The 11990-nt window shown below is 43.2% G+C and carries 10 protein-coding genes; 5 read left to right on the top strand and 5 right to left on the bottom strand.

Annotation, left to right across the window (positions count from 1 at the left end):
• Position 1 precedes the first annotated feature (1 nt).
• Both P2G54_RS01270 and P2G54_RS01265 read right to left on the bottom strand, forming a co-directional pair.
• A complete protein-coding gene (locus P2G54_RS01270; RefSeq protein ID WP_275867408.1) occupies positions 2-1066 on the bottom strand; it encodes a lysylphosphatidylglycerol synthase transmembrane domain-containing protein in 1065 nt (354 codons plus the stop codon).
• Position 1067: 1 nt separating this feature from the next.
• A complete protein-coding gene (locus P2G54_RS01265) occupies positions 1068-1817 on the bottom strand; it encodes a segregation/condensation protein A (protein WP_275867406.1) in 750 nt (249 codons plus the stop codon).
• A 176-nt stretch (positions 1818-1993) separates the two neighbouring features.
• On the opposite strand from P2G54_RS01265, the gene dxs reads away from it, so the two are divergent.
• Together dxs and P2G54_RS01255 are read left to right on the top strand one after the other, a co-directional pair.
• Positions 1994-3907, top strand: a complete 1914-nt coding sequence (dxs, locus tag P2G54_RS01260; RefSeq protein WP_275867404.1) for a 1-deoxy-D-xylulose-5-phosphate synthase — start codon at positions 1994-1996, stop codon at positions 3905-3907.
• A gap of 2 nt (positions 3908-3909) precedes the next feature.
• Complete coding sequence (locus tag P2G54_RS01255) at positions 3910-4677, top strand: alpha/beta hydrolase (protein WP_275867403.1); 768 nt, start codon at positions 3910-3912, stop codon at positions 4675-4677.
• On the opposite strand, the gene prmC is transcribed toward P2G54_RS01255, so the two are convergent.
• On the bottom strand, positions 4678-5574 hold the full coding sequence (gene prmC, locus P2G54_RS01250; protein ID WP_275867401.1) for a peptide chain release factor N(5)-glutamine methyltransferase: 897 nt from the start codon (positions 5572-5574) through the stop codon (positions 4678-4680).
• On the opposite strand from prmC, the gene P2G54_RS01245 reads away from it, so the two are divergent.
• The 3 genes from P2G54_RS01245 to P2G54_RS01235 all read left to right on the top strand — a co-directional run bounded on the left by P2G54_RS01245 (position 5573) and on the right by P2G54_RS01235 (position 8950).
• Positions 5573-6376: a hypothetical protein gene (locus P2G54_RS01245; RefSeq protein WP_275867399.1), complete on the top strand. Its 804-nt coding sequence runs from the start codon at positions 5573-5575 to the stop codon at positions 6374-6376. The two genes, prmC and P2G54_RS01245, sit on opposite strands and share 2 nt — an antisense overlap.
• A gap of 57 nt (positions 6377-6433) precedes the next feature.
• The gene (locus tag P2G54_RS01240; protein WP_275867398.1) at positions 6434-7621 is read left to right on the top strand and encodes an RsmB/NOP family class I SAM-dependent RNA methyltransferase; all 1188 of its coding nucleotides are present in this window, start codon (positions 6434-6436) and stop codon (positions 7619-7621) included.
• 279 nt (positions 7622-7900) lie between these two features.
• A complete protein-coding gene (locus P2G54_RS01235; RefSeq protein ID WP_275867396.1) occupies positions 7901-8950 on the top strand; it encodes a hypothetical protein in 1050 nt (349 codons plus the stop codon).
• On the opposite strand, the gene P2G54_RS01230 is transcribed toward P2G54_RS01235, so the two are convergent.
• The gene (locus P2G54_RS01230; RefSeq protein ID WP_275867394.1) at positions 8947-9576 is read right to left on the bottom strand and encodes a response regulator transcription factor; all 630 of its coding nucleotides are present in this window, start codon (positions 9574-9576) and stop codon (positions 8947-8949) included. The genes P2G54_RS01235 and P2G54_RS01230 overlap by 4 nt on opposite strands.
• 15 nt (positions 9577-9591) lie before the next feature.
• A complete protein-coding gene (locus P2G54_RS01225; protein WP_275867393.1) occupies positions 9592-11580 on the bottom strand; it encodes a tetratricopeptide repeat protein in 1989 nt (662 codons plus the stop codon).
• Between the last annotated feature and the right edge of the window lie 410 nt (positions 11581-11990).

Below are 11990 nucleotides of genomic sequence, written 5' to 3'. Positions count from 1 at the left end.
TTCAGTCCTCGATTTTCTTTTTTTTCTTGAAAAACACCTGGCTAATCCACCTGGGGAGAAATATAGCTCCAATGATCAGATAAGGATAATACGATAACAGCCTCCAGAAAATGCTGGTCACGAATGTATAACTACCCAAAAACTGGGTGAAAAACTGCCCGAAGAAAAACTCAGCCGTACCCGAGCTGCCCGGTGTAGGGGATATCATCATCACAATCCACATGATCACCTGTCTGGCAAAGACAATGATCTGATTGTCAAAGGACAAGGGAACGTAGGCAGAAATCAGTGCATTGAGCATGAGATACCTGGAACTCCAAATGAAGATCGTTGCCAGGATGATGGAAGTCCAGTAATTCCAGCTTTTTCCGGTCAATTCTTTTGAGGCATCGATGATTTGGTTTCCGTACTCTTGGGCATCATGTTTCCACTTTTGAAGCCATTTGATGGAAAACAGCTTGATCAAAACCCATTTGAAAACCCGGGGTCTGTAGAACAAAGCCAAGGCCATGATGAGACTGTAGGCTGCATACAAGCCATAGCTGACCCAAAAGATCGCTTTCATGCTGTTTTCCAACTGGGATTCCAGCACTTTGCTTTCCGGAAAAATATTTCCCTTCGCAAAAAAGAGGATGATAGGAGCACCGATGACAAAAAACAAATTGTCCAAAATTGCGGTCACCATGACAAATGAAATGGCTCGCCCCAGTTTGATCCCTTCTTTGTTGAGAATGAAAATCGCAACGGCAGTTCCCCCTACTACAGAGGGAGTGACAGCAGACGCAAACTCCCAAATAATGATGACATAAATCGCCCGAACCCAAGTAAGTTCCTTTTGAGTGATTTGCCGAATTCTATACACGTAGCCGGCATCCCGGAAAAGGATGACCAAAATAGCCAAGAAAATAAATGCTGGAGAAGCGTCAAAAACCCCTTTTAGTGTACTTGCGTTGACCGAGGGGTCCAAGTAAAACATGGCAAAGACAATTCCCAAGCCTATCAGTACCGGAAACCAAACCTTATTGGGATTAAGGGTCTTGAAAATCTTTTTGTTATCCAACTTCATATCAGGCTGCAGCGACAGGCTCAGTCTTTTCTACCCAAAAATTATTATATCCCTCACCGATGATGATGGTCACTTGAGAAAGCTGTAATAGCTCCAGAATGGCCAGAAACGTATAAATAACAAATATTTTATCAGGTTTATAAGTGATAAAATCCGTAAATGGTACTTGTTTTTTAAAGCTTATTTTTTCCAATACAAAGTCTTTTTGTTGCTCGATTGTATAAGGATACTGGATCACTGTATGTTTGGTCTCCTCCGAACGTGCGGCCATCTTAGCCATGGTCCTCTGGAAAACCTTCAACAGCTTATACAAATCGACATGTTGCATTTCCGCATCCACATCCTCCATTTTGCTCAAAGCCTTGAGTTCGGCGGCTATATTCCCTCTCTTTTCCTTGGAAAGCCGTTCTCCTTCCATATTAGAAAGCTCTTCGACGACTGATTTGTATTTTTTGTATTCAAGCAGATTTCTGATCAACTCCTCCCTGGGATCAATTTCCTCCCCATCCTCATTGAGTTCCGGCCTAGGCAATAGCATTCGGGATTTGATTTTCATCAAAGTTGCCGCAAAAAGGATAAACTCACTGGCCACTTCGATTTCCATTTGCTCCAAGTGATGGATGTACTCCAGAAAGTCATTGGTAATCTTGGAGATAGGAATGTCGTAAATATCCAATTCATCCCGCTCAATAAAAAAGAGCATGAGGTCAAAGGGACCTTCAAAGAGCGGTAATTTGATTTCGAAACTCAAGGGATATTTAAATTAATGGTTAATTTTGCCACCTTGTAGCCAAAGATATTCAATTACTAGAAATTAATTGGATTTCCGGTCAGGGAATGAGTTGCAGAAATTTTGTTGCTATGCTAACAAAAAAACAAACTCCTCGTGATAAGGTTTACCTTACCTGACCACAAACCGCTAAATAAATGCTGATTCAACCAGGAGAATTACTAGCCCAAATCAACAGTCCCGCTGACCTGAAGAAATTTCCCAAGGACAAGCTGGTAGAGATTTGTGATGAACTTAGAAATTTCATCGTAGACAATGTTTCTGTCTATGGGGGACATTTTGGGGCAAGTCTGGGCGTAGTGGAGCTGACCGTAGCCCTGCATTATGTCCTCAACACTCCTGAAGATCAGCTGGTTTGGGACGTAGGACATCAGGCTTATGGTCATAAAATTCTGACTGGAAGAAGAGACGATTTTCATACCAACCGGATTTTTGGAGGGATTTCGGGTTTTCCAAAAAGAAAAGAAAGCGAGTACGATGCTTTTGGTGTCGGTCACTCCAGCACCTCCATTTCGGCGGCATTGGGAATGGCCGTGGCCTCCAAATACAAAGGATCTGGTATACAGCATGTAGCGGTCATTGGCGATGGAGCCATGACAGGGGGAATGGCCTTTGAAGGGATGAACCACGCAGGAGTCAGCGATTCCAACTTGCTGATTATCCTAAACGACAACTGCATGGCCATTGACCCCAATGTGGGGGCTTTGAAAGATTATCTAACCGATATCACCACTTCCCATACCTACAACAAGGTCAAGGACGAAGTCTGGAAAATGCTGGGTAAACTCAGCAAATTCGGTAGCTCAGCACAGGAAGTCATTTCCAAAATTGAGGGAGCGATCAAATCTGCTGTCCTGAAGCAAAGCAACCTCTTTGAATCCCTGAATCTCCGTTATTTCGGCCCTGTAGATGGGCATGATGTCAATCACCTGGTTGAAATTCTAAAAGATTTGAAGGATATCCCGGGACCGAAAATCCTCCATTGCATCACCGTAAAAGGAAAAGGATACGAGCCTGCCGAAAAAGGAAACCAAACGACTTGGCATGCACCTGGGCTTTTCGATAAGGTTTCAGGCGAAATCTTCAAAAAGAGTCCTTCCAAACCCCAGGCTCCAAAGTATCAGGACGTGTTCGGTCATACCATTGTAGAACTTGCCAAAGAAGATGAGCGCATCATGGGGGTAACCCCGGCCATGCCTTCAGGATCTTCTTTGAACATTATGATGGAGGCCATGCCGGACAGGGCCTTTGACGTGGGGATTGCTGAGCAGCATGCGGTTACCTTTTCCGCAGGTATGGCTACTCAGGGATTGATCCCATTTTGCAATATCTACTCTACTTTCATGCAACGGGCCTATGATCAAGTGATCCATGATGTCTGCCTTCAGGATTTACCGGTCGTATTCTGTCTGGACCGTGCAGGCTTTGCTGGTGCAGATGGACCAACCCACCATGGAGCTTACGATTTAGCCTACTTCCGTTGCATCCCAAATCTGGTGGTATCAGCCCCCATGAATGAGGAGGAATTAAGAAACCTCATGTACTCTGCAACCAAGCATAATGGCCCCTATTCGATCCGCTACCCAAGAGGAAACGGGGTGATGCCGGAATGGAGAACACCCTTCCGCGAAATACCTGTTGGACAGGGTAGAATCGTCAAAGAGGGAGAAGAGGTAGCCATTTTGACAATTGGGCATATTGGAAATTATGCAGTGGAGGCAACCGAAATTCTGTCTAAAGAAGGCCTGAACCCTGCACATTACGACATGCGTTTTGTAAAACCTCTGGATGAAGAATTACTTCACGAAGTTTTTGGCAAATTCAAAAAAGTAATCACCGTGGAAGATGGATGTCTGATGGGAGGATTCGGTTCTGCAGTCGTAGAATGGATGATGGATCATGGCTATCAGGCACAGGTGAAAAGACTCGGTATTCCTGACCAAGTCATTGAACATGGCGAACAAATCGAATTGCATCGCCTTTGTGGATTTGATCCAGAGGGAATAGCCCGTGCGGTGCGTGCCTTTTCTGAAGTATCCAAAGTAAGCTAATCATGGCATCAGTCCATTTTTTTGAAAAGGGACAAGGCCAGCCTCTGGTTTTGATCCATGGCTTTTGTGAAATCGGAGTTATGTGGGCTGATTTTGCTGAGGAGCTAAGCAGGAGTTTCAGAGTCATCTGTCCCGACCTTCCGGGTTTTGGGCAAAGTCCTCTTCCCCAAAAACAGATTTCCCTTGAAGAAACCGCTGTGATTCTGGAAGAATGGATGGAGGAAAATTCCATTCATGACCCCATTCTCATCGGCCATTCCTTGGGTGGCTATGTATGTCTTGCACTCTTGGAACTGATGAGCAGCAAAATCAAAGGAATAGGACTTTTTCACTCCACTTCCTTCGCTGACGATTTGGAGAAAAAAGACATAAGAAACCGAACCCTTGTTTTCTTAAAGAAAAACGGAGTGGAAAAATTTGTCACGTCTTTTATCCCTCCGCTTTTTTCTGAAGAACACCGCAGTCAGTTCCAGACCGAAATCGACCGTGCTGTGGAGCAGGCCAAACAGTCAACTTTGGAGGGATTAATCGCTTTTACCGAAGCGATGCGGGACAGAAAAGACAGGTTTGAAGTCTTAAAGGCTTTTTCGGGGCCCAAGCTGATGATTGCAGGAACAGAGGACGGAGCGGTGAGGATCGAGCGAAGCCGACAGCAAAAAGAAGCCGTCACAGATTATTTCGAACTGGAGGGGACCGGTCATATGGGAATGATCGAAGAGAAGCAAAAAAGCCTGGAGATCATCCGGGATTTTTGTTTGAAAAATTCCTGATCAGCCCTCCCAAACTGCCGCCACCATTCGGTTTTTCCCATTGAGATCCTGGATCAGGCGAATTTTTTGGTAAGCCATGGACTGCAATAATTCCACCGTTTCAGTACCAAAATCCTCATGGATCTCAAAGTAGAGTTTCCCTCCTTTTTTGAGGTGTTCCCGCCCAAGGGCTGCAATCCTCCTGTAAAACAACAAGGGATCTTCATCCGGCACGAATAAGGCCAATCCGGGCTCAAAATCCAACACGTTTTGGTGCATTTCGGTCTTCCCTTTTTCAGGAATATAGGGTGGGTTACTGATCAGAATATCGAGGTTTTCAAGAGGAATCTTTTCTCTGAGAATATCCACCTGCAAAAACTTGACCTCAGCCTTCAGTAATTTGGCATTTTGTCTTGCTACTTCTAAAGCTTCCTGAGAAATGTCCAGTCCAAAAACTTCCGGGCTCTTCATTTCCAAGGACAAAGATATCGGAATACAACCTGTTCCGGTGCCAATATCCAAAATCCTCAAGCCTTGCTGTGGGTTTTCCTTAAGGATTAAATGGACCAGCTCTTCAGTTTCATTTCTCGGAATCAAGGTAGCCGAGTTGACCAAAAATTCCCTTCCGTAAAATGGAGCTTTTCCGAGGATATACTGGATAGGTTCACCCCTTTTCAAGCGTTCAAAATCCCGGTGTAAGGCCTCTGGCAAATCCTTTTCCTCCAAAAAATGCATCATGTCCACCCTTCTCAAGCCTAAATGATGCTCCAGTAACCAGTGTATAAGAGATTCCGCTTCCGAGGGATCATAAATCTCCAGCTGCTGGGACCATTTTTTTACGAGTTCATTATAGGTAGTCATATCTGTAGCAGATTGCTTGCTAAGCACGTAAAGGTAAATAAACACTCTTATTCCCATGAAAAAACTAATTCTACTTTTCTTGATTGGGGCTCTGCCTTTTCTGGCTTTTTCCCAAAGCAACAAATCGTTTTGGATAGAAATCGATGGGATCTATTGGGAAAAATCCCTTGGAAACCAACAGTATATTGGGCCTGAAAAAAGTCGCTTTGGTAGTATTAGGCCTATGATAGGATGGAATTTAAAAAATTCATGGGCTATTGGATTGATGGGAAACTATCAATCTTACCTCGAGCAGCAACAAGACCTCAAAATATACAACCCCATTTATTTCTACCCGGAAGAAACTCCAGAGTTTCCCCAAATCATAAGTTATTCCGAGGCCAACGCCAAAACCGGAATGAGCAATGAATTTTTTGGTTGGGGAGTTTTCCTTCGAAAATCAATCCAATTGGGAGAGAAAACTTCCTTAAATCTCAATTTCTACGGGATGAGGGAAAGCGGAAAAAACGGAAACTTCGAAATTTATTCCTTCACCTACTTCTATCCTTTTCTTCCATGTCTCAACTGCCTCACTATAAATCCAGGACCTTTGCAAGCACCAATGGAAGAGAAAAACTGGAGGTTTGGATTGGATCTCGCCTTTGCCTGGCAGCTCAAACCATGGATGGACCTGGGAGTTCGCGCCAATTTCCTGGAGTTCAGAAAAAGATCTCTCATAGACCCAAGAGGGCAAATAACAAACATCATGTACGAACCAATATATGATGCAAGCAGGAGTTTGTATGGTGACCGCTATGATTTTGGATCTGCTTTATCGAGGGAAGGGATAAGGCTAAGCCTGACTTTCAAGCCCTTTTGAGGCATTGACTCCCAAGACTCGGAAAGAAAGCCTACCTTTGTGCAGAATTTCTTTCTGATGAAGTTACACAACAACACCATACGCGGAGTCCACTCCGCCTTGAAGGCTATCTTTGAAGAGGGTCAATATGCCGACAAAGTGATCGAACGGACTCTCAAGTCCAACCCAAAATGGGGAGCACGTGACCGCTCCTTTATTGCGGAAACCACTTATGAAATGGTACGCTGGTGGAGATTGATCAACTATTTAAGCCCCTCAGAAGGCTATTGGGATCTATTTGGTACCTATTGGTTGATGCAGGGACACACATTGCCACCTTGGGAGGAGTTTTCCGGAATTAACCCAGACAAGATTCAGGTAAAATATGAAAGCCTGGAAGATCCGGCGATTTTAGAGTCTATTCCTGATTGGCTTCAAAAAATTGGCAAAAAGGAGCTTGGAGAAAAATGGGATGCGGAAATCCACAGCCTCAATGAAGAGGCAGAAGTGGTCCTTCGTGTCAATACGCTTAAAACTACCCGCGAACGCTTGAAAAACCGTCTAGCCGAGGACGGAATCCGAACCTATATCGTCAAAGGTTATCCGGACGCTCTGGTTCTGGAAGAAAGACAAAATGTTTTTCGACACCCTGCCTTCAAAGAAGGGCTTTTTGAAGTTCAGGATGCCTCATCCCAGCTAGTAGCTTCCGCCTTGGCGGTAGAACCGGGCATGCGGGTGATCGATGCCTGTGCAGGAGCAGGGGGAAAATCCCTACACTTGGCAGCCTTGATGGAAAATAAAGGAAAAATCCTATCCATGGATCTGGAGGAATGGAAACTTCAACAAACCAAACTTCGCGCCCGAAGGGATGGAGTATCCATTATTGAACGCAAGGTGATAGAGGGATCCAAAACCATCAAAAGACTGAAGGAGTCTGCTGACAGGCTATTGCTGGATGTTCCTTGTTCAGGCTTGGGCGTCTTGAGAAGAAACCCGGATACCAAATGGAAACTCAGTCCGGAATCCATCGCCAAGGTACAGGAAACCCAGCAGGAGATCTTGCAAACCTATACTTCCATGCTCAAAAAAGGAGGGCAAATGGTGTATGCAACCTGCAGTATTTTACCTTCCGAGAATGAACTTCAGGTCAAAAAATTCCTGGAATCAGAAGCCGGAAAGGATTTTGAGCTGATCGAAGACCGAAAAGTACTGGCACAGGAAAGCGGGTTCGATGGGTTCTACATTGCCCGATTGCAAAAGAAATAACTCAGATTGTCAAGGGCCCTTCAATGAATCGATGGGCTCCTTACATTTTTTTTATCATTCCGAAATATCCAATTTATTTTTCCATTGATAGAATTACTGGATCTACAAGAATTTTCCAAGAACTGCATTAATAGATCACCTCAGGGGGAGTATTTGCCTTCCTTTTTTTGAATAAGGGATGAAAAATCCGTACTGGCACGGAATCAAAACCAGGGATTGAGGGTATACCCCGAGAGGGCGAAAGCATAGAACTTTATCCTGCCTAATTATTTTAATTCTATGAAAAGCTTACTACTCGTATTCCTCCTTCTATTTTTAGAAGTGGCACCTCTGACGGTATTGACGGAAAAAGACATCAAAGTCACTAGTTACAATAAGAAAAATCAAGGATCCAAAGCTCCAAAGAAGGTATTTATTCGCGGTTTTAATGCACTCTTCGAAGTGTATGAAGAAGCCTCTGCAAAAACGTCAAGCAGAAGATCAGACCGAGCTAATCGCACGACCTTTACATCCGGGACCATGACCAAAATGGGGGTGCAGATATCCGGAGTGGATGTGGACGATTTCCAACAAATAGTTAATGAAGCATATGCAAACTATGTTGCGCAACTGACTAGCGAAGGGTTTGAAATCATGAGCGCCGACGAAGCTTTGAAATACGAATACTTTGAAGATTGGACAAAGGTGGAAGGAGGGGCAAGTTCAGATGCTCAAGCTGCTGGTTTTGTGATGGTAACTCCTGAAGGATTTGAATACTTGGTGAAAAAAATTACAGCAAGTGGAAAACAAAAAATTGGCGGTGGTTTTCTGGACAATACTCCAAAAATGTCCAAAGAACTTGAAAATGTCTTTATTGCAGATGTCAATTTTGTGTTTCCTTTTGTCAATCTGGATGCAGACTCAGATACTTGGACCAATTCGACCTCGGTTAAAGCAAAAATTGACTACCGGATCGAACCTATTATGGATCCCGCTGAAAACAAGGCATCATTGCCAGGTGGCCCCAATTTGCTTTCTCAGGTGAGTTTTATGTCCGGATTGGATATCGGGAACAGCCCCTTATTTCATGCCAAGGTAGCGCCTAAAAAAGCGGTTTCTTTCGAGGGTGTATTTAAAGACAAAAAGATCAGAGAAACTACTGCTGCCCAGTCTGACATGTTTTCTAAAACTGGATATACCCAATTGGTAATGACTTCTGGAGATCAAAAAACAGTAGCCTCCCATTTTGCAGAATGCGACCACGATGCTTATGTCAATGCAGCTTCTGGAGCTATGAAAGATCTAATAGATACCGGGGTGGAGAATTTTATTGGGATGACAAAAGACTAACTCAGACCTCGAACCAAATTATTTTCCAGGGCGAATTTCAAAAGACCAACCAATGTGTTGGTCTTTGTTTTTTGGTAGATATTTTTGCGGTGAGTTTCTACCGTGCGTTCAGAGATATTTAGCTTATCTGCGATTTCCTTATTCGAAAACTCATCGAAAATAAGCTCCAACACCTCCTTTTCCCTGTTTGTCAAAATCCGTTCATCCTCCGGAAATCGCATACGCTGAATCAATATTTTCTGAATTTCGGGGCTAAAGTACATCCCACCATTTGCCACTTCGTGTACAGCTTTGAGGAGTTCTTCATGGGCTGCCTTTTTCAAGACATAACCTTCAGCACCGGTGGAAAGCGCCTCCTTTACTCGGTAGGGCTCTTCGTGCATGCTTAAAAATATCAATCGGGTTTGGGGAAACTGACTCTTAACCTTTTGAGCAAAAGCGATTCCTCCGATCTCCGGAATGGAAATATCCGAAATGATTAGATTTGGGACTACTTCTCTGACTTTTTCCAGTGCTTCCTCCACAGTATTTGCCGTATCGACCTGATTCACTTCCGGTTGAATTTGAATCAAAAATTTCAATCCATCCAAAAGGATCCGATGATCGTCAACAAGTAGAATTTTCATTTTTTAAAAGTCGGTTTAATTAGCACGATGAACAAAAGGGAAATTCACCAAAAGCTCAGTTCCTTGCTGTCCTTCCTGTGTAAAAAGTCGAAGTTTCCCATTGAGCAACTCGGTACGGGTGGTGATATTTTTCCAACCATTTCGTTTGCTATGTTGGAAAACACGGACATCAAAGCCATTCCCGTCATCTTTAATCTGTAATTGTGCCTGTCCATCATCTTGTAAAACAGTCAGCATGATATGCTTTGCTTGCGCGTATTTGAGTACATTATTAATCCACTCCTGACAGATCCTGAAAAGGTTGATTTCTGTCAATTCATCTAGGCGTTCGGGAAGATTTTTGGCATCGATTTGAAGATTTACTTTTTGTCCGGCATTGATGCGATGAGCCAAATCTTCTAATGCTGCGATTAATCCGAAGCGAATCAAGGTTGCCGGCATGAGATCGTAGACCACATTGCTGATTTCTCTGGACATTTCATCCAAGACTGAATCTGTCCGATTGACCAGTTCTGTTTTCAATTCCTCTTTGGCCTGATCGCTTTTGAGTTGTGATACATACATCCGAAGGGCTGAAATATATTGACCAAACCCATCGTGAAGGTCTTGGGCCATCCTTCGACGTTCTTGTTCCTGAGATTCAAGCGAAGCTTGGATGTAGGCTTCTTTCACTTTCAGTTCCCGGTCTTTGACGAGGAGTTCCTGCTTTCGTTTGTTTCTGTTTTGGTAAAAAACAAAGGTGCCTACAATAAGGAGAATCAAAAGGCCTAAAGCCGCAAAGGCGAAGTAATTCCGTTGAAGGGTAGCATTTTTTTCTTGCAATTCTGCTGTTTGTAAAGCGATTTGGTTCTCCTTTTTCTCCAGATCATACTTGACCTGCAGGTCGGTAAGTAACCGTGCGGTTTCTTCGCTAAAGACCTTTTTATTCAGTTCCTGATATTCTTCTAAGAAGGCATTGCCTTTCTCAAAGTCTCCTTTTCGGAAATAGATCTTTGCCAAGGTATTTTTCAGGGTCAATGCATAATTAATCAACTCCGGATTTTCTTCCAATACTCGCAGTCCACGATTGGCAAATTCCAGCGCTTTTTCAGTTTGCCCTATTTCAATGAATGCTGCAGAGGCATTGCTTACGATGCTCAGTTCCATTTTTGGGTCGGGGGTAAAGCCATCCGAACTGTCCAGTGCAATATTCAGCATCAACAGTCCTTTTTCATAGTTTTTCTGCCCGATGTATAGCGCTCCCAGGTTGTCATGCACTCGGTGAAAAAGCACCTTATTCCCGGCGATTTTGGCATTTTCAATAGCTTGTTGGTAATACTGTTCGGCTCGTGTTTCTTCTCCCATTAGCCTGTAGCAAATTCCAAGGTTCGCAGATGAAATCGCAATTCCGTTTGGATCGTTTAAACGTTCCCGGATTTCCAAAGCTTCCAGATGATACTTGATGGCCTGATCATAGAGTTCAAGTTCCTGGTTTGCCAATCCAAGGTTGGAAATGCTGTGGACAAAATTGGCTTCTTGTGCATTGGGATCATTTCGGCTGATTTCCAGTGATTTGGAGAAATAATCAATTGCAGCTCGGTAATCCGAAGAGTTGAGACGGTTCATTCCCAGGTTATTGAAAGCGCGCTGCTCCAAGACTTTCCAACCCTGCCTTTGGCTTTCGCCCAAAATTTCCGAAAAAATAATCAGGGAGCTATCCGTTTGCTGGTTGACATCATAATAGATGCCCAGATTTTGTAGAATTTCATAATAAATTCTCGTTTTGCCGACCTCCTTTTCGGCGGTTTTCAGCACTTCCTGAATCTTCAATTTTGCCTTTTCTCCCTCGCTGAAAATCATGGAAAAAGTAAGCTGTTGAATAGCCAGAAAGCGAAGCGAATCAGAGAGACTCTGATTTTGAAAGACTTGCTCTAAACTATCCAATCTTTCCTTTTGAAACCCCCTGGAAGTAGTTGAAAAGATGATAGTCAGAAAAAGGACGACAATGAATTTAAAATTTGACAAACTTAAAAATGATTAATCCCTGAAAGTAAACGCTATACCTTATTTTTCAAATTGTTTTTTTGGCTATTTGATATACCTCAATCAGAATTTTTTTAGGAAAAGGGCCTTATCCTTGAATAAATCAATCTAACTCCGAAAAATTAAAGCCCTGATCAAAAAGCACCTATTAAAACAGGTGGATAACCTTGAATTCAATGAAGTTTGACCACAATGTGATAAAAATTTGAATTCTACCTTAATCTCCCCTTTAGAGAATGTTGGAAGTAATTTCCAGGGATTTTTAGATGGAATAACGAAATATCCGGTAGCTATTTCCATTTTGAAACCATTAGGTATTAATTCTTCACTCAGGTATTTGGATTTTCTTTCCCCCAAAAGCCCATTTCTGCTATCTTTGTGCCTTGTTTTGA

Source organism: Algoriphagus sp. CAU 1675, from assembly GCF_029222925.1.
Taxonomy (GTDB): Bacteria; Bacteroidota; Bacteroidia; order Cytophagales; family Cyclobacteriaceae; genus Algoriphagus.
Note: the sequence above shows the minus strand (reverse complement) of the source record. Positions and strands in the feature narration are given on the sequence as shown.